Annotated in this window: 12 protein-coding genes; 6 read left to right on the forward strand and 6 right to left on the reverse strand. The window is 62.3% G+C overall.

Features of this window, described 5'->3' with window-relative positions; translation table 11 throughout:
• Nucleotides 1-95: 95 nt before the first annotated feature.
• Nucleotides 96-1,415: an ATP-binding protein gene (locus ACA046_RS22845; protein ID WP_497675040.1), complete on the reverse strand. Its 1,320-nt coding sequence runs from the start codon at nt 1,413-1,415 to the stop codon at nt 96-98.
• A complete protein-coding gene (locus ACA046_RS22850) occupies nt 1,415-2,095 on the reverse strand; it encodes a response regulator (RefSeq protein WP_003209011.1) in 681 nt (226 codons plus the stop codon). The genes ACA046_RS22845 and ACA046_RS22850 overlap by 1 nt, the downstream gene beginning before the upstream one ends.
• A 175-nt stretch (nt 2,096-2,270) precedes the next feature.
• On the opposite strand from ACA046_RS22850, the gene dsbD reads away from it, so the two are divergent.
• The 4 genes from dsbD to ACA046_RS22870 all read left to right on the forward strand — a co-directional run bounded on the left by dsbD (nt 2,271) and on the right by ACA046_RS22870 (nt 7,583).
• Nucleotides 2,271-4,001: a protein-disulfide reductase DsbD gene (gene dsbD, locus ACA046_RS22855; protein WP_459022659.1), complete on the forward strand. Its 1,731-nt coding sequence runs from the start codon at nt 2,271-2,273 to the stop codon at nt 3,999-4,001.
• Nucleotides 4,001-4,870: a TlpA family protein disulfide reductase gene (locus tag ACA046_RS22860; protein WP_497675041.1), complete on the forward strand. Its 870-nt coding sequence runs from the start codon at nt 4,001-4,003 to the stop codon at nt 4,868-4,870. The genes dsbD and ACA046_RS22860 overlap by 1 nt, the downstream gene beginning before the upstream one ends.
• Nucleotides 4,846-5,607, forward strand: coding sequence for a thiol:disulfide interchange protein DsbG (gene dsbG, locus ACA046_RS22865; RefSeq protein ID WP_076015323.1), 762 nt, complete (start codon nt 4,846-4,848; stop codon nt 5,605-5,607). Before ACA046_RS22860 ends, dsbG begins: the two co-directional genes overlap by 25 nt.
• Before the next feature lie 848 nt (nt 5,608-6,455).
• A complete protein-coding gene (locus tag ACA046_RS22870) occupies nt 6,456-7,583 on the forward strand; it encodes an IS481 family transposase (protein ID WP_497675042.1) in 1,128 nt (375 codons plus the stop codon).
• 125 nt (nt 7,584-7,708) lie between these two features.
• Here ACA046_RS22870 and ACA046_RS22875 read toward each other — a convergent pair whose 3' ends face one another.
• Nucleotides 7,709-20,653, reverse strand: coding sequence for a non-ribosomal peptide synthetase (locus ACA046_RS22875; protein ID WP_497675043.1), 12,945 nt, complete (start codon nt 20,651-20,653; stop codon nt 7,709-7,711).
• A 61-nt stretch (nt 20,654-20,714) separates the two neighbouring features.
• Nucleotides 20,715-21,473: a thioesterase II family protein gene (locus tag ACA046_RS22880; RefSeq protein ID WP_497675044.1), complete on the reverse strand. Its 759-nt coding sequence runs from the start codon at nt 21,471-21,473 to the stop codon at nt 20,715-20,717.
• A gap of 277 nt (nt 21,474-21,750) precedes the next feature.
• Between ACA046_RS22880 and ACA046_RS22885 the strand changes: the two genes are divergently transcribed.
• A complete protein-coding gene (locus tag ACA046_RS22885; protein ID WP_076953019.1) occupies nt 21,751-22,302 on the forward strand; it encodes an RNA polymerase factor sigma-70 in 552 nt (183 codons plus the stop codon).
• Nucleotides 22,303-23,218: 916 nt separating this feature from the next.
• Complete coding sequence (locus tag ACA046_RS22890) at nt 23,219-24,469, forward strand: IS256 family transposase (RefSeq protein ID WP_497674398.1); 1,251 nt, start codon at nt 23,219-23,221, stop codon at nt 24,467-24,469.
• Between the two features lie 73 nt (nt 24,470-24,542).
• Here the strand turns inward: ACA046_RS22890 and ACA046_RS22895 are convergent, their stop codons facing one another.
• Together ACA046_RS22895 and ACA046_RS22900 are read right to left on the reverse strand one after the other, a co-directional pair.
• Nucleotides 24,543-25,556, reverse strand: a complete 1,014-nt coding sequence (locus ACA046_RS22895; RefSeq protein WP_497675045.1) for a GNAT family N-acetyltransferase — start codon at nt 25,554-25,556, stop codon at nt 24,543-24,545.
• A gap of 66 nt (nt 25,557-25,622) precedes the next feature.
• Nucleotides 25,623-26,411, reverse strand: coding sequence for a substrate-binding periplasmic protein (locus ACA046_RS22900; RefSeq protein ID WP_459022668.1), 789 nt, complete (start codon nt 26,409-26,411; stop codon nt 25,623-25,625).
• Nucleotides 26,412-26,462 lie beyond the last annotated feature (51 nt).

Consider the following 26,462-nt stretch of genomic DNA (forward strand, 5'->3'; position numbering starts at 1 on the left):
AGTCATTCAGCCCGTTCAAACACAAAAAAATGACCGCCATCCTGAAGCGTTACGCTTGAAGATGGCGGTAGCTATTTGTGCCGTGAAAAGAAGGTTCAGCGACGCAACGGCATGCCCAGGTCGACGCGCATGCCATCTGCCTGGCTGTCGAACTTCAAGGAGCACGAGCAGCGCTGCACGATTGCCTGGACAATCGCCAGCCCCAGGCCGCATCCCGGGCTGTTGCCGTTGCGCCAGAAGCGCTGGGTCAAGTGTTGCAAGTCTTCACTGGAAATCGGCGCGCCGTGGTCGCGCACCCGGAACACCACATTATCGCCAGTGCTGGACACACTCAGTTCCACCCGGGTGTCAGGCGGGGTGTGGCGCAAGGCGTTGTCCAGCAGGTTGCGCAAGGCGGCGACGGCCAGGCCCACCGGCATTTCCACCGGTTTGTCGGACAGGCCATCTGCCAGGATCAGGTCAATGCGCTGATTTTCGCCGCCATTGGCGTCCTGGATCGCCAGTTGTGCAACTTGTTCGGCACTCGATTGCAGGCCGTCATCAAACGACAGGCTGCCTTCGACCCGCGCCAGCAGCAGTAACTGCTCAAGTGTGCGGTGCAAGCGATCGGCGCCTTCTTCGGCGTGGGCCAGGGACTGGTCACGGGCAGCGCCTTCGGTCATGCGCGCCACTTGCAGGTGGGTCTTGATCGCCGTCAACGGGCTGCGCAACTCGTGGGCCGCATCGCCGGTCAAGCGGCGTTCGCGCTCGATGGTCTTGGCGATGCGTTGCAGCAGTTGGTTCTGAGTGTCGAGCAGCGGTTTAAGCTCGCTGGGCAGCGGGCTGATCTGCAAGGGTTCGAGGGAGTCGGCACTGCGGCGCATCAAGGCGTCACGCATGCGGTTGAGCGGCAACAGGCTTTGGCCGATCCCCAGCCACAACAGGCATAGGCAGCCCAACAGCGCCACACCCACCGGCACCGAAGCCGCCAGCAGGATCGACAGGTTCAAGGCTTCACGCTCCACCTGCCGGTCGGCGGTGGTGATAAACAAATCGCCACGGGACAGGGTGAAGCTGCGCCAGCCCACGCCATCAATCATCTGGTCGCGAAAGCCGCTCTTGCGCGACTCCAGGCCCTGGTCCGGCGTGGTGTGGCTGCGGGCGAGGACCACCCCGCGCACCGAGCTGACCTGGCACGCCATACCACCCGGTACATTCAGTTGTTCGGCGCTGAAGTGCGCGCCCTCACCCGTGCTGGAAAGGCCCGGCATCTGCTCCATCAGCCCGGCAACCATGCGCGCCGACGCGACCAGGCGCTGATCGAGGGAGAACATCATCTGGTTGCGCAAGTCGTTGAGCATCCACGCGGCCGCCAGGACCCAGATCAGCACAAAGGCCGCGCCGAGCTTGAAGGTCAGCCGCAGGCGCAGGCTCATCACGAAGCGTCCTCTCCACCGTCAGCCGGGCCCAGGCGATAGCCAAGGCCACGCACGGTCTCGACGATGCCATTACCGAGTTTGCGCCGCAGGTGGTGGATGTGCACGTTGAGGGCGTTGCTTTCCAGTTCGTCGTTAAGCCCGTAGACGCTGTCTTTGAGCTGCTCGCTGGACAGCACCCGGCCGCGGTTTTGCAGCAAGGCCTGCAACAACGCCTGCTCGCGGCGGGACAGGTCAACCGACTCGCCACCCAGCAACGTTTCGCGGCTGCTGGGGTTGTAGGTCAGCCGCCCGTGTTCGATCAGGTTGACGCTGCGCCCGGCCACCCGACGCAACAAGGTGTGCAGGCGCGCGGCGAGTTCCCGCAGGTCGAAGGGCTTGAGCAGGTAATCGTCGGCACCGGCCTGCAGGCCGTCGACGCGGTTGGTCACCGAGTCCCTCGCGGTGAGGATCAGCACCGGAATCTCCAGGCCCTGGCTGCGCAATTGCTGCAACAGCTTCAAGCCGTCTTCATCCGGCAGGCCGAGGTCGAGTACCATCACGTCGAACTCCGCGACCTTGAGCATCGCCCGGGCAGCGGCGGCGGTGCCGACGCGCTCGACGGTCAGCCCTTGGGCGCTGAGCCCGGCAACAATGCCGCTGGCGATCAGCTCGTCGTCTTCACAGACCAGTACGTGCATGGTGAACCCTTTGCAAAATGTGAGGGTGATTAAAAAGGCAGTGGATTAAGCGCGCATTATGCCGCCAGCACGCGTAAACCCGGATAATCCCTACTGTCTAGGATAGACCGGTTAATCATCGGTTAATCAACACCACACATTGTGTGTCCCACTTGCTTCGAACTAAGGCTTGATCATGCGGCATCTGTTTATCTTTCTGCTGGTAGTGTTTGCTGGATTCGCCCAGGCCGCGCCGGGCAACAATCCGTTCGAGACCAAACCCGACTTCCTCCCGGTGGGCAAAGCCTTCACCTTTACCTCCGAGCGTCTGGCCTCCGGCGAAACCCAGCTGTATTGGCAGATTGCCGACGGTTACTACCTGTACCAGCAGCGCATGAAATTCGATGGCCTGGCCGAGAAGCCGACGCTGCCTCAAGGCGAAGCCCACAGCGACGAGTTCTTCGGTGAGCAGCAAGTCTATCGCCAGGGCCTGGAAGTGAAGATTCCCGCCGGTGCCACCGGCCAGCTCAAGCTCGGCTGGCAAGGCTGCGCCGATGCCGGCCTGTGCTACCCGCCGCAATCGATCACCGTTGACCTGGGTGGCAACCCCGCCGTAGCCGCTACCGGCCAGGCCCAGGACCAAAGCCTGGCGAGCGGCCTGCAACAGCGCAGCCTGGGCTGGAGCCTGCTGGTGTTCTTCGGCCTGGGCCTGCTGCTGGCCTTTGCCCCGTGTTCCTTGCCGATGCTCCCGATTCTCGCCGGCCTTGTGGTAGGCAGCGGCGCCAGCCCACGGCGCGGCTTTGCCCTGGCCGCCAGCTACGTGGTGTGCATGGCGCTGGTGTACGCCGCCCTCGGCGTATTGGCCGCACTGCTCGGCGGCAACCTCGCCGCCCTGCTGCAAACGCCGTGGATCCTCGGCAGCTTCGCCGCGTTGTTTGTGATCCTGGCCCTGCCGATGTTCGGCTTCTTTGAACTGCAACTACCGGCCTTCCTGCGGGACCGCCTCGACAACGTCAGCCGCAACCAGAGCGGCGGCAGCCTGGTGGGTGCCGGGGTGCTTGGCGCCTTGTCCGGATTGCTGGTGGGCCCGTGCATGACCGCGCCCCTGGCCGGCGCCCTGCTCTACATCGCCCAAAGCGGCAATGCCCTGCACGGCGGCTTGATCCTGTTTGCCATGGGTATTGGCATCGGCGTGCCACTGTTGCTGCTGGTGACCGTGGGCAACCGCTTCCTGCCCAAGCCCGGCACCTGGATGAACATCCTCAAGGGCATCTTCGGTTTCCTGTTCCTCGCCACCGCCGTGCTGATGATTCGCCCGGTGGTCGGTGAAACCCTGTGGCTTGGCTTGTGGGGTGTGCTGGCACTGATCATGGCTTATTGTGGCTGGCGCCTGGCCCAGGATTTCGGGCGCACCGCCATGCTGTTCGGTGCCGGCTCGCTGGTGCTCGGCCTCTGGGGCAGCGTATTGGTGATCGGCGCGGCCGGCGGCAGCGACGACCTGTGGCAACCGCTGAAGGTCTACAGCGGCTCGCGGGTGGCCGGTGCCCCCAGCGCCCACGACGCCTTCATGACCATCAACGACCCGGCCGTATTGCAAAGCCAACTCGACAGCGCCAAGGCCCAGGGCCAATGGGTGCTGGTGGACTATTACGCCGACTGGTGCGTGTCGTGCAAGATCATGGAAAAACAGGTGTTCGGCAAACCCGAAGTCATGGACGCCCTCAAGGAGGTGCGCCTGCTGCGCCTCGACGTCACCGCCGACAACACCGCCAGCCGCGAGCTGCTGGGCCGCTATAAAGTCCCCGGCCCGCCGAGCTTCGTCTGGATCGGCCCCGACGGTGAAGAGCGCCGCGCCCAGCGCATCACCGGCGAAGTCGACGCCGCCGCCTTCCTGCAACGCTGGACCCAAGCCCGGGAAGCCCTCTGATGCTGACACTGACCATCGGCACCTTCGCCATCGCCCTGAACCACTTGCTGCTGATCACGGCGTTGATCCTCGCCACCCTGGTGGGCTGGCGGGTGGCCAAGCGCGGCGGCGAGAACCCGGAGTCGGTGCTGTTCACCCTGTTTCTGGTGGGCATGCTCGCCGCACGCGTCAGCTTCGTGCTGATGTACTGGTCGTATTACCAGAATGACCCGCTGCAAATCGTCGACCTGCGGGACGGCGGCTTTCTCGCCTGGCCCGGCGTCATCGCGCTGATCCTTGGCGCCCTGATCTACGGCTGGCGCCGCCCGCTGCTGCGCAAGCCACTGAGCGCCAGCGTGATCACCGGCCTCGCGTTCTGGGCCCTGACCAGTTTGTCGTTGACCCTCTACGAAAAAGGCACGCACCTGCCGGACATCACCCTGCGCAACGCCAATGGCGAAACCGTGCAACTGGCCGACTACAAGGGCGGCCCGCTGGTGATCAATCTCTGGGCCACCTGGTGCCCGCCGTGCCGGCGCGAAATGCCGGTACTGGAAAGTGCCCAGCGCCAACGCCCGGACGTGACCTTCCTGTTCGTCAACCAGGCCGAAAGCATGCAAAGCGTCGCCACCTACCTCGCAACCCAAGGCCTGAACCTGGACAACGTGCTGTTCGACGCCAGCGGCCGCCTCGGCCAGGCCGTCGGCTCCATGGCTTTGCCTACCACCCTGTTTTACCAACCGGACGGTCGCCTGATCAACAGCCACCTGGGCGAGTTGTCCCAAGCCAGCCTGGCCCGCGCCATGGAGCGCTTCGAACCGATCAACGCTAAACCGGCCCAGCCGGCTACCACAAGGAATTCGCCATGCTCCGCCTCCGCCACCTGCTGACCCTGTTACCCCTGACACTGGCTGCCACCCTCGTCCAGGCTGAAGACTGGCCGGCGCCGATCAAGAACATTGAAGCCAAGGGTGCCAAGATTATCGGCAAGTTCGATGCCCCCAGCGGCCTCACGGGTTATGCGGCGCAATACCAGAACCGTGGCATGGCGTTGTACCTGACTGCCGACGGTAAAAGTGTGATCGCCGGCAACCTGTACGACGCCGACGGCAATGACCTGAGCACTGCGCCCCTGGAAAAGCTGGTGTATGCGCCGATGGCCAAGGAGGTCTGGGCCAAGATGGAACACAGCAACTGGATCCAGGATGGCAACAAGGATGCGCCGCGCATCGTTTACCTGTTCAGTGATCCGAACTGCCCGTACTGCAATATGTTCTGGGAACAGGCGCGGCCATGGGTGAAGTCGGGCAAGGTGCAGCTGCGGCATATCATGGTGGGGATTATTCGTGAGGACAGCCCGGGCAAGTCGGCGGCGCTGTTGGCAGCCAAGGATCCGCAGCAGGCGTTGGAAGCCCATGAGTCAGCCGGTAAAGGCAGCAAGTTGCAAGCGCTGGAGAAGATTCCGGCGGCTATCCAGGCAAAGCTTGATTCGAATATGAAGCTGATGGATGAGCTGGAGTTGTCGGCCACGCCGGCGATTTTCTATCTGGATGACAAGGGTGGGTTGCAGCAACAGCAAGGGGCGCCTTCGCCGGATAAGCTGGTGAAGATTCTGGGGCCGAAATAGTTTTTGGTTGAGTGATCGGGGGGGGGCATATCCGTTATTTGGGTGATGGCTGGTATTGGTTCCGCTCTTACAGCGGCTCACTTTTGAAAAGCGCAAAAGTAAGCAAATCGCTCTTGCCCCACCACTCGGCACCTCGCTAATGCTCGGTGTGCCCTCAGCTCCGACAGCACGAAGCGGGCCGCCGCGACGGGGCGTCCCTGCCCCGTCGCGGCTAAACCGGCGTCCTGCCGGTTTACCCGCTCCGTACTGCCTACGTTCGGCCAGCGTGGTTTAACGGGGCGCCTAAGATCAAGATCAAAAGCAGATCAACAGCACAGCGGCCTACCGGCCGGCTTGAGTGTGGTGAAGCAACAGCCAAATCAAAAGCTAAAGCGGGCACGGTTCAAATGTGGGAGCGGGCTTGCTCGCGAAGGTCGTTAACGATGACGTTGGCATCCTGACTCAACGCGGCGCCCTCAGGTTTTTCGCGAGCAAGCCCGCTCCTACAGAAAACAGAAAAGCAGCTTTGCTTTTGCTCTTAACACTCAAGCCGGCCGGTAGGCCGCTGTGCTCTTGCTTTTGATCTTGATCTGACTGCCCCATTCAGCCCGAGGCCGAACGCAGGCAGTGCGGAGCGGGTAAACCGGCAGGACGCCGGTTTACCCGCTCCGGGCCATGGATGGCCCGTCGCGGCGGCCCGCTTCGCGGTGCCGGAGTGAGGGAACGCCGAGCCCTAGCGAGGCGCCGACAGGCGGGGCAGAGCGTTTTGGTTACTTTTGCGCTTTTTGTACGGACCGGACACATGGTTGACGGGTGTACGGGGACATGGTGGACACTTTTCGGCGAGCTAACTACGCCGGAAAACCATCATGCCCTGGAATACGAGAGACGCCATGAGCCTGAAAAAAGAGTTCGTTGCCTTAGCCCGGCAACCCGGCAGCAATAAACGAGAACTGTGTCGACGGTTCGGTATCAGTCCCCAAACCGCGTACAAGTGGCTCGGTCGCTACGAAGAACAAGGCCAGCAAGGTCTGCTGGAGAAATCCCGCAGGCCAGCCACTAGCCCAAAACTTACCGAGCCCGCGCTGGAGACTGAAGTCTTGGCAATTAGGCGGGAGCATCCAGCCTGGGGCGGCCGCACGATCAGCAATCTGTTAGATAAGCGTATCGCTCCTAGCACTGTCACCAATGTCTTACATCGCCATGGTTTGGTTCAAACGGTCCCGAAAGAGTTACAGGCAGCAAGGTTGAGGTTTGAACACGACGCGCCCAATGATCTTTGGCAGATGGATTTCAAAGGGCATTTCCCAACGCAACAAGGCCGATGCCATCCGCTAACTGTTTTGGACGACCATTCTCGTTTCAACTTGGCAATCAAAGCCTGTGCCAACGAGCGCACAGCCACGGTACAGGAGCAGTTGATCGCGGTTTTTCGGCGCTACGGTTTACCAGCTCGCATCAACGTCGATAACGGGCCCCCATGGGGCTCTCCGCGTAATCAGGGGGAGATCACGGAACTGAGTATCTGGCTTGTTCGCCTAGGTATCAGAGTAAGTTTCAGTCGGCCTTTCCACCCTCAAACCAATGGAAAGATCGAACGATTTCATCGGTCACTCAAGGCTGAAGTGCTCAACGGCCGCCATTTTCGGACGCTTGCAGAGGCGCAAACAAATCTCGATCAATGGCGAGAGGTTTATAACCATCAACGCCCTCATCAAGCCCTGGGTTACAAGGTTCCAATGGACCGATACCGAGAAAGCCCCTGGGCTTATCCGGAGACGCTTTTGGCGTTTGAGTACGGGCCGGACGATTTAAAGGCCAAGGTTTATCACAGCCGATTTAAGTTTCAGAAGCGCTATTTCAGGATCGCCAAAGGCCTGGCCGGACATCACATCGCACTACGTCCCAACACTGAAAGTGACGGGCTATTTGACGTCTATTTCTGCCATCATTTTTTGCGAACGATCGACGTGAAACAGCCTGATTACGGTTCATAATGTGTCAACCATGTCCCCGCACATGTGTCCGGTCCGTACACGCTTTTGCAAAGTGACCCGCTGTAAGAGCGGAACCCTCAGCGGCCGTTACCCAAACAACGGATATGCACGCAACCCCATCCGCCCTACAACCCCTCCAACTCCGCCATCAAATCACTCAGCCGATCCACTTTCTCCGCACTGATCTCATTCGCCGCAAGCCCGTCGATATACCCCGCCAACTCCTCCACCGTGCTGCACTCGAACATCGCCCGCAACGGCACATCCCGCTGCAGCGTCTTCTGCACCCGTGAAGCAATCTGCGTGGCCAGCAACGAATGCCCGCCCAGCTCAAAGAAATTATCCTGCACCCCCACGCGCTCAACTTTCAGCACCTCGGCCCAAATCCCGGCCAATGTCTGCTCCAGCTCATTACGCGGCGCCAGATAATCCTGGCTGTGCAACTGACCAATCTCCAAAGCAGGCAAAGCCTTGCGATCCAGCTTGCCGTTGGCATTCAGCGGCAAACGCTCAAGCCACAGCCAATGCAGCGGCACCATGTACTCCGGCAGCTCCGCACGCAGGCGTTGCTTGATCCGATCAAGGCGCTCGCCTGGATTCAACAGCGCATCCGCCGCCACCAGGTACCCCACCAGATGCTTACCGTTGACCCCCTCCTGCACGCCCACCGCCGCATCCCGCACTTCCGGTTGCTCGTGCAGGCGCGCTTCGATTTCCCCGAGCTCAATCCGGTATCCGCGAATCTTCACCTGATGGTCGATACGCCCGACGTACTCCAACACACCATCGCTGCGCCGACGCGCCAGGTCGCCGGTGCGATACAACCGCTCCCCCGCCACACCAAACGGATTCGGCACAAACACCTGGGCCGTGCGCAGCGGGTCACTGACATAACCACGACCCACGCCGGTCCCCGCGACGCACAACTCGCCGACCGCACCTTGGGGCACCAATTCCAGCGCACCATCCAGCAGGTACAACCGGTTGTTGTCAGTCGGCGTGCCAATCGGCAGGTAAGTGCCACGGGTCGACGCCAGGTCGACGCGGAAGAACGCCACGTCATCCGAGCATTCCGCCGGGCCATACGCATTGACCAGGCCAATCTCCGGATAGCGCAACAACCACTGATGCGCCAGCTCCGGGGGCATGGCTTCGCCGGTCGGCAGCATCCAGCGCAAGCCGTCCAGGGTCATGCGTTCCTGGGCAAGCATGCCCTGGATCAGAGACGGCACGCTTTCCAGCACGGTGATGCCTTGGGCCTGGACATGCGCCAGCAAGCCTTGCGGATCATGGGCAATCGTATTCGGCACAATATCTACCCGCGCGCCGAACAGCGGCGCGGCGAGGAACTGCCACACTGAAATATCGAAACTTTGCGAGGCGGTTTGAGCGATCACATCGTGCTCAGTCAGCTGCAGATACGGCACCTTGCTCAGCTGGTTATTGAGCATGCCGCGCTGCTCCACCATCACGCCCTTGGGCAAGCCGGTAGAGCCGGAGGTGTAGATCACGTAGGCAAGGTTGTCCGCTGCGCTGTAGATCCCGGGGTTTTCCTCAGACCCGGCCAAGGCGTCCCAAACCAGTAGCTTCGGCCGACCGGAGCAGGCGAACTCTTCCAGCAGCAACTGCGCCTGTTCACGGCACGCCTCGGTGCACACCAGCAGCGGCGTGCGGCTCAGGTCGATAATCCGGCTCAAGCGCTGCGTCGGCAGCCCCGGGTCCAACGGCAAGTAAGCGGCACCGGCCTTGAAGCTGCCGATGATCATGCCCAGCAAATCCAGATTACGTTCGGCCAGCAACGCCACCGGTTGATCCGGCCCGACACCGGCCGCGATCAATGCATGGCCCAGGCGGTTACCGCGCCGGTTCAGTTCGGCATAGCTCCATTGCTGATCCAGGCAACTGGCAGCAATCCGCTGTGGATGCTGCTGCACCTGGGCTTCGAACAGCTCAACATAGCTGCGCTCCAGCGGATATTCATGCTCGCTCTGGTTGCAGCCTTCCACCAGGAACTCACGTTCCTGCTCGCCAATCAGCGGCAAGTCGGCCATGTCGCCATGGAAGCCCTGCACCAGCGCCAGCAGCAGGCGCTTGAATTCGCCGAGCATGCCTTGCACGGTGGTTTCATCGAAGTAACGCTGGTCGTAGGACAGGTGCAGGCCCAGGTCATCGCCCGGATAGCACACGGCGGTCAGCGGGAAGTTGGTGTGGGTACGCCCGGAATCCGAGGTGGCATTCAGGCTTTGCGCACGGTCCAGCACCGAGACTTCCACCGGGGCGTTTTCGAACACAAAGAGGCTGTCGAATAGCGGATGGCCCTTGGGCAGTTCGCTGTTCTCCTGGATGGTCACCAGCGGCAGGTATTCGTACTCACGCAGTTGCATGTTGCTGTCGAGCAGGCCACTCAACCACTGGCGTACGCTGCACGTCTGATCGTCCTCCGGCAGCTTGACCCGCAAGGCGATGCTGTTGATAAACAGCCCGACGGTGCGCTGCATCTCGGGCATTTCCACCGGGCGCCCGGCCACGGTGACGCCGAACAGCACGTCGCGATCGCCACTCAAGCGCCGTAGCACCAGGGCCCACGCCGCCTGGGCGAAGGTGTTCACCGTCAGTTGATGGGCCTGGGCCAGCTCGCGCAATTGCGCGCCGTCGCACACATCCAAGCGGGTGTAGCAGTCGCCCACCACCATGCCGCCGCTATGGCCTGCATGTTCCCGCAGGAACGGCCGGTCACTCGGAATCGGCGTGGTGCGTTCAAACCCTTGCAGGTTCTGCTGCCACCACTGGCGCGCCTCGGCGAGGTTCTGGCGTTGCAGCCAGGCGATGTAGTCGCGATAACGCGGTGGCGTCGCCAACTGCGCGTCGCGGCCTTCGCCGAGGGCCGTGTAGATGTCGAAGAAATCGTTCATCAGCAGCGAGCGGCACCAGGCATCGATCAGGATGTGGTGATTGCTCATCATGAACCAGTAGCAGGCTTCGCCCACGCGGATCAGCCGCAGGTGGAACGGTGCCTGATTGAGCAGATCGAAGCCGGCCTCACGCTCGCTTTTCAGCAACGCTTGCAGACGCGGTTCCTGTTCGCTCTCCGGCTCCTGGCTCCAGTCGAGGTACTCGATCGGCGTGCTGCCGGGCTTGTGGATAACCTGCAGCATGTCTTCGCCGACGTTCCAGCAGAACGAGGCGCGTAACGCTTCGTGACGGGCAATCACCGCCTGCCAGGCCTGGGCGAAACGCTCGGGGTCCAGGGCGCTGTTGATGCGGTAGCGGTCCTGCATGTAGTAGAGACCGGTGCCCGGTTCCAGCAAGGTGTGCAGCAGCAAGCCTTCCTGCATCGGGGTCAGCGGGTACACGTCTTCGATGGCATTGGCCGGCACCGGCAGCGCGTCGAGTTGCCCTTGGGTGAGGTGCGCCAGCGGGAAGTCCGACGGCGTGAGACCGCCCGCGTCTTCCTTGAGGCAATGCTCGATCAGGCTTTGCAGTTCCGCCAGGTAGGCGTCCGCCAGTTCAGCGATGGTCTGGCTGTCGTGACGTTTGCGGCTGAAGGTCCAGCGCAGAACCAGTTCGCCGCCGTACACCTGGCTGTCGACGCTCAGCTCGTTGGGCAGCGGCGCGTCCGGGTCATGGGCGATCCCGGCGGATTCGTCCAGCGGGTGAAAGAGTGCGTCAGCGCCAAAGCTCTGGTCGAACTGACCGAGGTAGTTGAAGGTGATACTGGCGCTCGGCAACGCGGCCATGGTCTGGCGACACAGGTCGTCAGCCAGGTAGCGCAGCACGCCGTAACCCAACCCTTTGTGGGGCACGCCGCGCAGTTGCTCCTTGATCGCCTTGATCGAGGCGCCTTGCCCGGCGGCTTCTTCGATATGCAGCGGGGTCAGGCGCAACGGGTAGGCGCTGGTGAACCAGCCGACGCTGCGGGTCAGGTCGATCTCGTCGAACAGGGTTTCGCGGCCGTGGCCTTCCAGCTGGATGAGTGCCGATTCATGGCCACTCCAGCGGCACAAGACTCGGGCCAGGGCGGTCAGCAGCAAGTCGTTGACCTGGGTGCGGTAAGCACTCGGCGCCTGTTGCAACAGCTGGCGGGTACGCTCGGCATCCAGGCGCACGCTGACGGTATCGGCGTCGCGATTGCGCAGCGAACCTTGCGGACGATCCACCGGCAGTTCAGCGGCGGGACCGGCCAACTGCTGCTGCCACACGTCCAGTTCTTCACGCAGGGATTCGCTGCCGGCATAGGCCTGCAAGCGTGCCGCCCAATCGCGCAGGGCACTGGTCTTGGCCGGCAAGCTGACGGGTTGGCCGTCGCTCAACTGGCGATACACGGTCTGCAGATCTTCCAGCAACACCCGCCAGGAAACCCCATCCACCACCAGGTGATGGATCGCGATCAGCAGCCGGCGCTGGCCTTGCGGGCCGTCCACCAGCAGCGCGCGCATCAGCGGGCCGTGGGCGAGGTTGAGGCTGCGTTGAGTGTCGGTGAACAGCGCGCTGCACTGCTCCATATCCGCCACCTGGGCTTGCAACAGCAGGCCGCCTTCCGGCACCGCCAAATGCTCGGCGTGCCACTGGGCGTCGCGCCGGGTGAAGCTCAGGCGCAGGGCGTCGTGGTGTTCCAGCACCGCCAGCAGCGCCTGTTCCAGGCGATGGGGTTCGAGGGCCTCAACCGGCTCCAGCAGCAGCGCCTGGTTCCAGTGTTGGCGCTCGGGGATGTCGGTGTCGAAAAACCAGTGCTGGATCGGGGTCAGCGCGGATGCGCCAGTCAGCACGCCTTGTTCGGCGATAACCTGCTCGGTGCGGGTCGCCACAGCGGCCAAGGTTTGCACGGTCTGGTGCTGGAACAAGTCACGCGGGCTGAAATGAATCCCTGCCTGCCGCGCGCGGCTGACCACCTGGATAGACAGAATCGAGTCGCCGCCCAGCTCAAAGAAGTTATCGTCGAGGCCCACCTGCTGCACGTTCAATACCGCGCACCAGATCGCCGCCAGGGTTTGCTCCAGTTCGTTACGCGGCGCCACGTACTGTTGGCGATTCGCCTCGGGATCCGGCTGCGGCAAGGCGCGGCGGTCGAGTTTGCCGTTGGCAGTCAGCGGCATGCTGTCGAGCACGATCAGGTGCGCGGGCACCATGTAGTCCGGCAGCTGCGCTTTCAAATGCGCCTTGAGGGATTCACGCAGTGCACCGTGTTCTTCGTTGCTGACCAGATAGGCCACCAACTGTTTGCCGCTCGGTGAATCCAGCGCCAACACCACCGCTTCACGCACCGACTCGTGTTCCAGCAGGCGGGTTTCAATTTCCCCCAGCTCGATGCGGAACCCGCGAATCTTCACTTGATGGTCAATACGGCCAAGGTACTCCACCAGGCCATCGGCACGCTGGCGCACCAGGTCGCCGGTGCGATACAGACGACCGCCGTTCGTGGCAAACGGGTCCGCGACAAACCGCTCCGCCGTCATCCCCGGACGCTGGTGATAACCCTGTGCCAGGCCGGCACCGCCGACGTACAGCTCACCCGTCGCGCCCTGCGGCACCAACGCCAGGTCCGCATCCAGAATATAGGCCACACGCGCGCCGATGATGCTGCCGATCGGCACGCTGCCGGCGCCCTCTTCCAGTGTTTCCGGAGCAAGACTGGCGAGTGGCATCACCACCGTTTCAGTCGGGCCATAGGCGTTGAAAAACAGCGCCGGCTTGAACGCAGCGCGGATACGCTGCAAGTGCTCGCCGGTCAAGGCTTCGCCGCCGGTGATGCACATGCGCACCGGCAAGGTCTGGTTTTGCGTGGCCAGCCATTGCGCCAACTGGCTGCCGTAGCTCGGGGTGAAACCGAGGATGTTGATGCGGTGCTGACGAATCAGCCCACAGATTTCTTCCGCGTCCCATTGGCCCTGGGCACGCAACACAACCTGGGCGCCGCTGAGCAACGGCACCAGCAAGCGCTCGGTGGCGGCATCGAAGTTGATGGAATAGAAGTGCAGCTCGCAGTCATCCGGGCGCATGCCGAAGCGTTCGATCACCGCCTGGCAATGCATGGCGATTTCACCGTGGGACACCACCACGCCCTTGGGCTTACCGGTGGAACCTGAGGTGTAGATCAGATAGGCCTGATGTTGCGGCAGGCTGATGAAAGGCAACTCGCTGGCCGAGTAGTCGACCAGGGTCGGCAGGTCATCTTCCAGGCACCAGCGGCCGACGCTGGCGGGCAGCTCGCCCAACGCGTCGAACATCGCAGCGTCGCTGAGCAACAGGCCGATGCCACTGTCTTCGATCATGTAGTGCAGGCGGTCCAGCGGGTATTCCGGGTCCAGCGGCACATAGGCGCCGCCGGCCTTGAGGATCGCCAGCAGGCCGACCACCATCTCCAGCGAACGTGGCAGCGCCAGGCCAACCCGCACCTGCGGGCCCACGCCACGCTCGCGGAGCATCCAGGCCAGGCGATTGGCGCGGCCGTCGAGTTCGCTGTAGCTCAGGGTCTGCCCGGCGAAGGTCAACGCCGGGGCATCCGGGCGGGCCAGGGCCTGCTCGCTGAACAGGTGGTGAATGCACTGGTCGAGACTATGCTCGCCGGCCTCCATGCCAAGGCTATCTTGCAACGAGCGTTGCTCGGCCGCTTCCAGCAACGGCAACTCACTCAGGCGCTGTTGCGGATCGGCAAGCAAGGCTTCCAGCAGGTTTTGCCAATGGGCGGCCATGCGCGCAATGCGCGGCTCGTCGAACAGGTCGGTGCTGTAGGTCAGGCAGCAACCCAGGCGATGGTCGAGGTCGGTGACTTCCAGGTTGAGGTCGAACTTGGTGGCGCGGGCATCGTTGGCCAGGTACTCGACGGTCATCCCGGCCAATGTACGGCTCTGCTGGAACTCCCAGCGTTGCACGTTGCACATCACCTGGAACAGCGGGTTGTACGCCGCGCTGCGGGGTGGTTGCAGGGCTTCTACCAAGTGGTCGAACGGCAGGTCTTGATGGGACTGGCCTTCGATCACGGTGTGGCGAACCTGGTCGAACAATTCGCCGACGCTCATCTGCCCGTTGAGCTGGCAGCGCAGCACCTGGGTGTTGAGGAACGCGCCAATCAGCCCTTCGCTTTCCGGACGAATCCGGTTGGCGACTGGCGCACCGATACGCAGGTCGGTCTGGCCGCTGTAGCGGTACAGCAATACCGCGAGGGTGGCGGTCATGGTCATGAACAGGGTCAGACCGCGTTCGGCGTTGAAGGCCCGCACGCGGGCGGCGAGGTCATCGCTCAAATCGAAACGGAACAGCTCGCCCTGGTGACTTTGCACCGGTGGTCGCGGACGGTCGCCCGGTAGTTCCAGCAGCGGGTGTTCGGTACCCAGTTGCGCGGTCCAGTAATCCAGTTGGCGCTGGCGCTCGCCGGATTCCAGCCACTGGCGCTGCCACACGCTGTAGTCGAGGTACTGCACCGGCAGCGGTGCCAACGGCGATTCGCGGTCGTCGATAAAGGCTTCGTACAGGGCGCTGAGTTCACGGGCAAAGATATCCATGGCCCAGCCTTCGGTGACGATGTGGTGCAGGGTCAGCACCAGGTAATGTTCCTGCTCGCCGGCCTTGACCAGGCAGGCGCGCAGCAGTGGGCCGGTCTCCAGATTGAACGGCGTGTGAGCTTCATGATCGGCCAGTTGCTGCACACGCTGCTGGCGCTCGGGCTCACTGAACGTCGAGAAATCCTGCCAATCCATGCGCACGCCGGTTTGCGCCGCAACCTTCTGCTGCGCCACGCCATTGATGCTCGGGAAAGTCGTGCGCAGGGTTTCATGACGCATGATCAAGGCCTGCAACGCCGCCTCGAAACGCCCCACGTCCAGCACCCCGCGAAAGCGCGCCATGCCGCCGACGTTATACGCCGGGCTGTCGGGTTCCATCTGCCAGAGGAACCACATGCGCTGCTGGGAATAGGACAGCGGCACCGGTTGGCTGCGGTCGACCTTGCCGATTGCCAGTTGTTGGTTGCGCTGGCCCGAGGCCTGGATCAGGCTGACTTGCTCGGCGAAAGCCCCCAACTCGCTGGCTTCGAACAAGGTGCGCAATGGCAGTTCGACGTCGCAGGCCTGGCGGGTGCGGGAGATGATTTGCGTGGCCAGCAACGAATGGCCGCCGAGGGCGAAGAAGTCGTCCCGCAGGCCGACGCGTGGCAGGGCCAGGACTTCGCGCCAGATCGCGGCGATTTGCTGCTCCAGCGCTGTTTCGGGTTCAACGTGCTCACGCACCTGCCACACCGGCTCCGGCAAGGCACGGCGATCCAGTTTGCCGCTGGGACTCAGGGGCATCGCGTCCAGGCGCATCAATTGCGCCGGGACCATGTACTCCGGCAGCTCGGCGGCCAGGGCGGTTTTTACATCCTGCTCATCCAGCGGTTCGTTGGCGGTGTAGTAACCGATCAACTGCGCACCGGCAGCGGTTTCACGCACCAGCACCACCGCTTGGGCGATGCCATCAAGGGCCAATAGACGGGCTTCGATTTCTTCAGGCTCGACACGGAAGCCCCGCAGTTTGACCTGCTGATCCAGGCGTCCGAGGTATTCCAGCGCACCGTCGGCGCTCCAGCGCACGCGGTCACCGGTGCGATACAGGCGTGCGCCCGCCTCGCCCAACGGGTCGGCGACAAACCGTTCAGCGGTCAGCCCCGCACGCCCGAGGTAACCCCGGGCCAGGCCGATACCGCCGATGCACAGCTCACCCGGCACACCTGCCGGCAGTGGGTTGAACTGATCATCCAGCACCCGGCAAATCACATTGCCCAGCGGACGGCCAATCGGCGAACGCTCGCCGTCCTCCGCCTGGCACTGCCAGTGCGTCACGTTGATCGCGGTTTCAGTCGGGCCGTAGCGGTTGTGCAACTGCACTGCCGGCAACTGCGCCAACACCCGGTTGCGCAGCTCGGCAGGCAGCGCTTCACCGCCGGAGAACAAACGACGCAGGCTGGTGCATTCGGCGGCCAATGGCTCGTCGACAAACAGCTGCAACAACGGCGGCACAAAGTGCAGCGTGGTCACGCCGTGCTCCTGCACCAACTGGGCAATGCGATGCGGGTCGCGATGCTCGCCGGGGCCGGCCAGTACCAGGCGGCAACCGGTGATCAGCGGCCAGAAACACTCCCACACCGAGACGTCGAAACTGATGGGCGCCTTTTGCATCAGCACATCGGTTTCATCCAGCTTGTAGGTAGCCTGCATCCACAGCAGACGCTCGGCCAGCGCGGCATGGGTGTTGCCCACGCCCTTGGGCTGGCCGGTGGAGCCGGAGGTGTAGATCACGTAGGCGAGGTTGTCGCCGTTCAGGTGCAGGCCCGGCGCGTGGGTCGGCCAGCTTTCCAGCTTGAGGCTGTCCATGGCGATGACGCAGACGCCTTCAGCCGTGGGCAGTTGCTCCAGCAGCGAAGTCTGGGTCAACAGCAGTTGCACGCCGCTGTCCTTGAGCATGTAGGCCACGCGTTCTGCCGGGTAGTCCGGATCCAGCGGCACATAGGCACCGCCGGCCTTGATGATTGCCAGCAGGCCGATCAGCAGTTGCGGCGAACGCTCGGCGGCGATGGCCACGCACACGTCCGGGCCGACGCCCTTGTCCCGCAGGTAATGGGCCAGGCGGTTGGCCTGGGTGTGCAGTTGGGCGAAGGTCAGGCTGCCGTCCTGCCACACCAGTGCGGTGCGTTCCGAGACCTGTTGGTTGAGTTGTTCCGGCAGCCAGCTCTGCGCCGGTGTGCACGGCGCGGCGCTCCACTGGCGTTGCTGGGTGTGTTCGTCGGTGTGCAGCAGCTTCAGGTCACCGATGGCCTGTTGCGGTTGCTCGCAGATGGCTTGCAGCAGGTTGATGAAGTGTTCGGCCAGCCGCTCGATGGTGGCGGCGTCGAACAGTTCGTCGGCGTAGTCGAAGGACAGGCTCAGGCGGCCGTTGCGGTCTTCTTCCGAGTGCAGTTGCAGGTCGAACTTGGCTTCGCGGCTGTGCCACGCCAACTCGTCGGCAAGCAGGCCCGGCAGGCGGCGCAAGGCACTGAGGTCGCGTTGCTGATGGTTGAACATCACCTGGAACAGGCCCTGCTCCCGGGCTTGCGGGAAGGCTTCCAGCAGTTGCTCGAACGGCAAGTCCTGATGGGCCTGGGCGTCCAAGGCAGCGGTTCGCGTCGCGGTCAGCAAGTCGGCGAATGGCAGGCGCGCATCCAGTTCGGCACGCAGCACGAGGGTGTTGATAAAGAACCCGATCAGGCCTTGGGTTTCCTGGCGCGGACGGTTGGCGTTGGGCACTCCGATGCGGATATCGCGTTGGCCGCTGTAGCGATAGAGCAGGCTCTGGAACGCTGCGAGCAACAGCATGAACGGCGTGGATTCGTGGGTTTGGGCGGTTTTGCGAATAGCTTCGCTGAGGCTCGCGTTCACCCGCACGCTGTGGCGTGAAGCACTGCGCAGATGCTGCGCCGAGCGCGGGTGATCGGTGGCCAGGCTCAGGGTTGGGTGGTCGTCCCCCAGCTGTGCTTTCCAGTAAGCCAGTTGCCGCTGGCCCTCGCCTTCGGCCAGCCACTGGCGCTGCCAGCTGCCGTAGTCGGCGTATTGCAGGGCCAGCGCCGGCAACTCCAGGGCTTGGCCTTGGGACGCGGCGGCGTACAAGCGGGAGAATTCGTCGATCAACACGTTGAGCGACCAGCCGTCCGCGATGATGTGGTGCATCGTCACCAGCAGTTGGTGGTCTTCGTCATCCAGGCGCACCAGCGTTACCCACAGCAGCGGGCCTTTCTCCAGGTCGAACTGGGTGCGGGCTTCGTCTTCGCGGATCTGGTTGGCCCGGGCATCGCGCTCGGCGGCGGGCAGGTCGCTGAGGTCGATGACTTGCAGGTCGAAATCGGCCTTGGCGTCGACCCGCTGGAAGCCTTGGCCATCGCGTTCAAAGAAGCGCGTACGCAGGGCCTCGTGGCGCTGGATCAGTTGCTGGAAGCTTGCGCGCACCGCGTCTTCATCCAGCTCGCCGCGCAACCGCAGGGCGCCGGGGATGGTGTAGGCGCTGCTCTGCGGGTCGAGTTGCCAGGTGATCCACAGGCGGTTCTGCGCGAGGGATTGCGGCAGGTCTTCCTGGCGTGACAGTGCATGGATCGCGCCTTGGGCCACGCCGCCGTCCTGCTGCAATTGCGCGACGCTGGTGGCGAAGGCAGCCAGGGTTGGCGCTTCGAACAACAGGCGCAGGTTCAGCTCCAGGCCGAGGGTTTCCCGCAGGCGGGCGACGACCTGGGTGGTGCTGATGGAGTTGCCGCCCAGCAGGAAGAAGTGATCGTCGGCGGCGACCTGCGTCACCTGCAATTGCTCGCACCAGATCGCGGCAATCTGGTTTTGCAGTTCGGATTGCAGGGCAGCATCGCCGACCGGCGCCTGCACGCCGGGGAACTGCGCATAACTGTCGAGGCTGCCATCCGCCAACCGTGTGCGGCAGGCCGAACGCTGCACCTTGCCGCTGGAAGTTTTCGGCAAGCCGCCGGGGTTGAGCAATATCACCACGCTCGGCGCTTCCTGGCAGGCCTCGGCCACTGCTTGGCGAATCGCCTTGATCAGCGCTTCAGGCGGCAGGATTTTCTGCACGCTGCGGCTGATTTCGGCGGCGATGCCGATGCCTTCCAGGCCCTGGTCATTTACCGCAAACGCGGCGACCCGACCCTTGCGCACCACTTCCACTTCACGCTCGATGGCTTGCTCGATGTCTTGGGGATACAGGTTGTGGCCCCGCACGATCAGCAGGTCTTTCAAGCGACCGGTGATGAACACTTCACCTTCGCGAATAAACCCCAGGTCGCCGGTCCGCAGCCAGGTACGGCCTTCATGCTGGACGAAGGTCTTGGCGGTGGCTTCAGGGTTGCGCCAGTAGCCGTGGGCGATGCTCGGGCCGGTGGCCCAGATTTCACCGACGGCATTGTCAGGGAGCGTCGCCAGGGTGGCGGGGTCGGCAATCAGCACCGCGTGTTCGGGCTGGCTGGTGCCGCAACTCATGATCGCCGCGCCCTGCCCTGGCTCGGCGCGATTGGCGGCAAGAGCCTGTTCGTCCAGGCACAGGGCCGGGATGCCGTGGCCACGGGTGCCGCCGGCAACGAACAAGGTGGCCTCCGCCAGGCCATAGGATGCGAAGAAATTATTCGAGGTAAAACCGCAGGCGGCGAACTTCTCGGCAAAGCGTTCCAGGGTGTCGAGGCGGATCGGCTCGGAGCCGGAATACGCCACGCGCCACTTGCTCAAATCCAGGCGATCCAATGCCGATTCACTGACTCGCTCGCTGCACAGCCGATAGGCAAAATCCGGCCCGCCGCTGATGGTGCCACCGTATTCGCTGATCGCTTCCAGCCAGCGCAATGGCCGGCCGAGGAAGTACGCCGGCGACATCAACACACACGGCACACCACTGAAGATCGGTTGCAGCAGGCCGCCGATCAGGCCCATGTCGTGGTACAGCGGCAGCCAGCTGACGATCACGTCGTCGGGGTTCAGGTCGATGCCGAAGCCCCGGCGAATCAGCAGCTCGTTGGCTACCAGGTTGCCGTGGGTGACTTGCACGCCCTTGGGCAACGCAGTGGAACCGGAGGTGTATTGCAGGAAGGCGATGTCATCGTCTTGCAAATTGGGCGCGAGCCAATTGCTCGCGATCTCGGCCTGAAGGCTGTCGACGCACAGCAACTGCGGTGCACCTTCGAGTTGCAGCAGCGAATCACCGAGGCTGGCGGTAGTCAGCAGCAACCGTGGCTCGGCGTCCGCGATGATCGACAACAGGCGCTCCTGATGATGGCGGCGGGTGGACTCAGGCGGGTAAGCCGGCACCGCAATGACCCCGGCATACAGGCAGCCAAAGAACGCCGCGACATAATCCGGCCCGCTGGGAAACAACAGTACCGCGCGGTCGCCCAGGTTTGCGTTGGCCTGCAAGGCGGCGGCGATGGTGCGGGCGCGCAGGTCGAGGTCGCGGTAACTGAGGACGACGCTTTGCTCGGCCGTCTCGGCCAGGAAGCGCAACGCCAGTTGATCCGGGGTTTGTGCGGCGCGGCGCTGAAGGGACTGGACCAGGGTGCGGGGAAGTTCGAAGGCGTCCATCATGGGGTTCCTGCCTGAAATCGGCTTACTGGGAAATCGGGGAATGTGTGGCGGAGGGGCTTGTTCAGCCGGCGGCCCGGGCCATCTGCCGCGCGGCGTCATTGCGCCAGCGGGCCAAGTGTTCGTCGGCGTAACGCCGCACACAGCGCAGTACAGAACTCTCGTGCTGCATCAGGAAGAAGTGGTGACCGTCGAACATGTCGAGGGAGAAACCGCTGGCGGTGTCTTGCTGCCAGTCCAGCAGTTGGTCGGCACGCACACTGTCCTGCTTGCCGCCAAAGACATGGATCGGCAGGGGCAGCGGCTCGCGCTCGCCATACTCGAAACTGCCGCAAAGAAGGAAGTCGGCCCGCAGGATCGGCAACATCAACTGCATCAGTTCGGCATTGGCCAACACCTCTTCGCCGGTGCCCTTGAGTTCACGCAGGCGGGCGATCAGTTGCTCGTCGTTTTTCTCGATGGCGTATTCGCTGACATCGCGACGGGCCGGGCCGGCGGTACCCGACGCAAACAGCGCCAACGGCTGCGGCACACCGCGCTCACGCAGGGCATGGGCCAGCTCGAACGCCAGCAGACCGCCGAGGCTGTGGCCGAACAAGGCGTAAGGCTCGTCCAGTTCCGCGCTGATCTCATCAGCCAGTTGCGCGGCCAATGCCTTGATATCGCGCTGCAACGGCTCGTCCATGCGCATGCCGCGCCCCGGCAGTTCCAGCGGCCGCACCTGCAACCACTCGGGCAGCGCCCGCCGCCAACGGCTGTAGACCATGGCGCTAGCGCCGGAATACGGCAGGCAAAACAGGCGTAATCGAGCCGGCGTGTTCATTTCAGACCACTCCCGCTCACACGATAAAAACCCATTTTGTCCTCCTCCAGGCGCTGATCCTTGGCCGGTTTGTTAACTGGCCTGTCACCCATGAGAACGGATGGCACCTGGAAATAATTAGTCAGCGAGACGCGGTTCACACCTATCGATAAAGCATAAGATTAGTTCGTCTTCTCATTTGACAATCATTATCATTAAGCATAATTTGTTGCCCGATGTGTAGGAGGCCTCAGCAAGGACGCCCTCCCCCAACCTCTTTTGCAGCAAGGTGATTTCCATGACGGAACAAGTATCCACAGGCAGGTGCGACTCACCCCTACTCCAGGCTTTCGTCGACAATCGACTGATCCTGGTCAAGATCGCAGCACGCATTACCGGCTGCCGCTCCCGCGCCGAAGACGTGGTGCAAGACGCGTACTTCCGGTTGCAATCGGCACCCACCATTACGTCGTCGTTCAAGGCGCAGCTGAGTTACCTGTTTCAGATCGTGCGTAACCTGGCCATTGATCACTACCGTAAGCAGGCGCTTGAGTTGAAATACTCCGGCACTGAAGAGGAAGGCTTGAATGTGGTTATTCACGGGGCTTCGCCTGAGACATCGCACATCAACTTTTCGACGCTGGAAAATATCGCGGATGCGTTGACGGAGTTGCCTCAACGCACGCGCTATGCGTTTGAGATGTACCGGTTGCATGGGGTGCCGCAGAAGGATATTGCCAAGGAGCTGGGGGTTTCGCCGACGCTCGTGAACTTCATGATTCGGGATGCGCTGGTGCATTGCCGGAAGGTTTCCGGGACTCATAGCGACACGTTTGCGCGGCGGGTTTGATTGGCTCTGCTGCTGGGTGAATATCCGTTATTTGGGTGATGGCCGCCTATGGTTCCGCTCTTACAGCGGCTCACTTTTGAACAGCGCAAAAGTAAGAAAAACGCTCTTGCCCCACCACTCGGCACCTCGCTTAGGCTCGGTGTGCCCTCACTCCGGCAGCACGAAGCGGGCCGCCGCGACGGGGCGTCCCTGCCCCGTCGCGGCTAAACCGGCGTCCTGCCGGTTTACCCGCTCCGTACTGCCTACGTTCGGCCAGCGTGGTTTAACGGGGCGCCTAAGATCAAGATCAAAAGCAGATCAAGGGCACAGCGGCCTACAGGCCGGCTTGAGTGTGGTGAAGCAACAGCAACAGCAACAGCAAGATCAGAAGCTAAAGCGGGCACGGTCCAAATGTGGGAGCGGGCTTGCTCGCGAAGGTCGTTAACGATGACGCGGGCATCCTGAATGAACGCGGCGCCCTCAGGTTTTTCGCGAGCAAGCCCGCTCCCACAGAAAAGCAGCCCTGCTTTCGCTCTGGATCTTGCCTCTGCTTCTAACACTCAAGCCGGCCGGTAGGCCGCTGTGCTCTTGCTTTTGATCTGCTTTTGATCTGACTGCCCCATTCAGCCCGAGGCCGAACGCAGGTATTGCGGAGCGGGTAAACCGGCAGGACGCCGGTTTAGCCGCGCCGGGCCATGGATGGCCCGTCGCGGCGGCCCGCGGAGTAATGCCGGAGTGAGGGAACACCGAGCCTAAGCGAGGTGCCGACAGGCGGGGCAGAGCGTTTTGGTTACTTTTGACTGGGCCGGCATTCCGGCTTTTCAAAAGTGACCCGCTGTAAGAGCGGAACCATAGGAGGCCGTGACCTAAATAACGGATATGCCCGGGGGTGTCAGAAATTTTGTGTTCGGGCATACCATGAGCAAGAGGTGCATGTATGCCAACCAAAAAGAAACCACCGCTGCGTGAACTACCAAAAATCCCGAAAGAGCTGCTCGAGCAGTTCGCTGACGGCATGATGACCGCCGAGGCCATCGAAGACGCCTCAGCGGCTTTCAAGAAGGCTCTGATCGAGCGAGCCTTGAATGCCGAGCTCGGCCATCACCTGGGCTATCCGCCGGGCGCGCAGCGCCCAGAGGATGAAACCAACCAGCGTAATGGCAAAAGCGGCAAGACGGTTCTCACGGGCGATGGGCCGCTCCGGCTGGATATTCCGCGTGACCGGGACGGCAGTTTTTCGCCCATTCTGATCCCCAAGCACGAACGCCGTTACACCGGTTTCGATGACAAGATCATCGCTATGTACGCCCGCGGCATGACGGTCAGAGAGATCCGCGCGTTTCTCTCCGAGCAGTACGGTACGGACGTTTCGCCTGATTTCATCAGCTCGGTGACCGACGAGGTCATGGCTGAGATCGGCGCATGGCAACAGCGGCCCTTGGAGCCGATGTATCCGGTTATTTTCTTCGATGCCCTGCGGGTCAAAATCCGCGAAGAAGGACTGGTGCGTAATAAGGCGATCTACTTGGCACTGGGTGTTCTGCCTGACGGCACACGGGATATTCTCGGCATTTGGATCGAAAATACCGAGGGCGCCAAGTTCTGGATGAAGGTGTTCAACGACCTCAAAACACGCGGTATTGAAGATGTACTGATCGCCGTGACAGATGGACTCAAAGGCATGCCAGAAGCCCTTGGCGCTGTCTTTCCAGCGACGACACTGCAAACCTGCATTGTTCATCTGATCCGTAACAGCCTTGATTACGCAGCGTGGGATAAGCGTCGCGAACTGGCCAAGGCGCTCAAGCCGATCTACCAGGCGGTCACCGCCGAAGCGGCTGAACAGGCGCTGGACGCGTTTGAAACCGGGCCCTGGGGCAAGCAATACCCGACGGTAGTGGCTGCTTGGCGAAGGGCCTGGGATCGAGTCATTCCATTTTTCGTCTTCCCGCCAGCAATCCGAAAAGTGATCTACACCACCAACGCCATCGAGAGCATCAACGCTCAGCTACGAAAGATCATCAAGACTCGCGGCCACTTCCCGACCGACGATGCGGCAACCAAACTGATCTGGCTCGGGCTGCGAAATATCACTGCAAACTGGGGCTCGGCGGCCCATGACTGGAAAAGTGCGATGAATCAATTTGCGATTCTGTACGGAGATCGATTTATCAGGCCAACCTGGTAAAAGCACGGCCTGCCTGACTGCAGGCCGTTACCGGCCCGCACACAAAAAAACTGACAGTCCCATATGCCCCCGATCAAATCAACCCACACCGCTCAAAAAACCGCTCCCGCCCCAGGATCATCAACGCCGCCCGCTTATGCGGAAAATCAAACTCCTTCTCACAGTGGAAACACTGATTCTGCATATGCCCAATCATCCGCCCGTTATCCGCCCGAGGCTCCGCCACCACACGCTGCGTACGCGGATCATCAAGAAACAGGTAATGCACCAACGCCGACAACCAACTCGCAACCTTATGCGGCCCCCGGTGATGCTCCTCACCCACCAGCATATGAATCCCGCGATCGTAATCCGCCACCTCATAGAACGGCGCAATCCGATCCTCCTTGGCCCAATACGCCTCGAAATACGCAAACGGCTCATCGTCGAAACACCCGATCAACGTCAACGCATGGGGATCCGCGTCCAGCTTGTCCAGATACTCCCGATGCTGCTCCAGGCTGCCGGTCTCCTGCCAGAAATTCGCCACCCGCACACTGTTCTGCCAACGATTGAATCGCGCCAGATCAACATCAATCTCAACCGTGCGCAGCGAAATCCAAGCCCCCAACCGCGCATCAAACCGCCGATAAACCTCACCCCGAGGCTTCGGCGCTCGAGCGGGATGGCGCTTGCCACCACTGATCACCATCTGCTGCGGATAAGTCCCTGTGAGCGACTGCCCCAACCACGGTTGCGGCAACTGCCAAAACAACGTGCGCTCACAATAAAACTGCCCGGCAACCTCGGTCGCCACCAGCAACCCACTGCGCAACGCATCCTCCGGCGCATGCTCAAGCCGCCAGGCCAGCCGTTGACGCTCAGGCTCTTTGGCAAACAACCAGTAACAGGCCGCCCACAAAGCACGGGCAGCCGGCACACGGTCGGGCTCCTGCAAATGCACCAGCAGCTCATCACCCCATTCAAGGCGCAAACGAATCAGCGGCTGCCCCTCAAGGGTCAGGCTCAGACGGCTGTCAGTTTCATCAGCATTCAGGGCAGGCCCCGCCGGCAACGGCAGGATAGACAGGTCATTCAGATTGGACATGGGATGGGCTCACGAATCGTCGACAGTTCAACAAGTGACGTGAGCCAGGGGCAAAAATTTAGACGATCACGGCACCGGCATCACATCGATGCGGTAAGGCTCGAAGATCTTCAGCAACTGGCCATTGTCCCGCAGTTGCTTGAGCAGCCCGGCGAACACCGGCCCCGTGATCGGCGCCTTGGGCCGCAGCAGCGCGAAATGGTGGTACACCTGGTCAATCCGCTCAGACACCAGGAACTGCCCCGCCGTCTCGGTGTTGCGCACCAGGAAATCGCTGAGGTAGGAGCGTGTTACCAATGCAATGTCGGCGCGGCCCCGGGCGACCATCAACAGGTTGCTGTCGTGGGAATAGGTCAAGGTGGCGTTGAAGTGCTCCGCCATATTCCTGGGGTCGGGGTTGAAGTTCGCGAACGCGTAGTGATAGCCGCTGAACACCGCCAGGCGCTTGCCGGTCAGGTCAGTGAAGTACGATTGGTCGCGGCCGGGCTCACGCTGGGCGACGAAGATTTCCGCGTCTTCCAGGCCCATGTCGACCGCCGTGTGGGGGATGTCCTGCCAACCCCATGCCGGATTTTCGAAGATCGCCATATCCACCCGGCCTTGCTGGAAATCGCGAAAGCGCCGGGGGATCGAGGTGGGCACCAGCACAAACTGGTAATCGGTTTGCAGGGCATTCAAGGCTTCCAGCAATTGCGGCAGCAACCCGGTGTCGGCGCCCTGCTCCGGGCGCACGGTGTAGGGTGGAAAATGCGCAGCCCCCACCCTCACCAACTGAGCGGCCGAAGCCGGCATCAGCCACAGTGTGCCAAGTGCCAATATTGAGAGTCCTGCAGCCAATCGCCAGGGCGAAAACATCAAGGCACACACCGTCGAAAACATTGATCCCGCTAAGCTAGGCGTTTTTGT

This window comes from Pseudomonas sp. LBUM1641 (assembly GCF_059716235.1).

Excerpts from the sequence above, each read along its gene's own strand:
- ACA046_RS22860 (WP_497675041.1), top strand. The coding sequence starts at position 4,001 with ATGCTGACACTGACCATCGGCACCTTCGCCATCGCCCTGAACCACTTG.
- dsbD (WP_459022659.1), top strand. The coding sequence starts at position 2,271 with ATGCGGCATCTGTTTATCTTTCTGCTGGTAGTGTTTGCTGGATTCGCC.
- ACA046_RS22875 (WP_497675043.1), bottom strand. The coding sequence starts at position 20,653 with ATGATGGACGCCTTCGAACTTCCCCGCACCCTGGTCCAGTCCCTTCAG.
- ACA046_RS22870 (WP_497675042.1), top strand. The coding sequence starts at position 6,456 with ATGCCCTGGAATACGAGAGACGCCATGAGCCTGAAAAAAGAGTTCGTT.
- ACA046_RS22895 (WP_497675045.1), bottom strand. The coding sequence starts at position 25,556 with ATGTCCAATCTGAATGACCTGTCTATCCTGCCGTTGCCGGCGGGGCCT.
- ACA046_RS22890 (WP_497674398.1), top strand. The coding sequence starts at position 23,219 with ATGCCAACCAAAAAGAAACCACCGCTGCGTGAACTACCAAAAATCCCG.
- ACA046_RS22900 (WP_459022668.1), bottom strand. The coding sequence starts at position 26,411 with ATGTTTTCGCCCTGGCGATTGGCTGCAGGACTCTCAATATTGGCACTT.
- ACA046_RS22850 (WP_003209011.1), bottom strand. The coding sequence starts at position 2,095 with ATGCACGTACTGGTCTGTGAAGACGACGAGCTGATCGCCAGCGGCATT.
- ACA046_RS22880 (WP_497675044.1), bottom strand. The coding sequence starts at position 21,473 with ATGAACACGCCGGCTCGATTACGCCTGTTTTGCCTGCCGTATTCCGGC.
- dsbG (WP_076015323.1), top strand. The coding sequence starts at position 4,846 with ATGCTCCGCCTCCGCCACCTGCTGACCCTGTTACCCCTGACACTGGCT.
- ACA046_RS22845 (WP_497675040.1), bottom strand. The coding sequence starts at position 1,415 with ATGAGCCTGCGCCTGCGGCTGACCTTCAAGCTCGGCGCGGCCTTTGTG.
- ACA046_RS22885 (WP_076953019.1), top strand. The coding sequence starts at position 21,751 with ATGACGGAACAAGTATCCACAGGCAGGTGCGACTCACCCCTACTCCAG.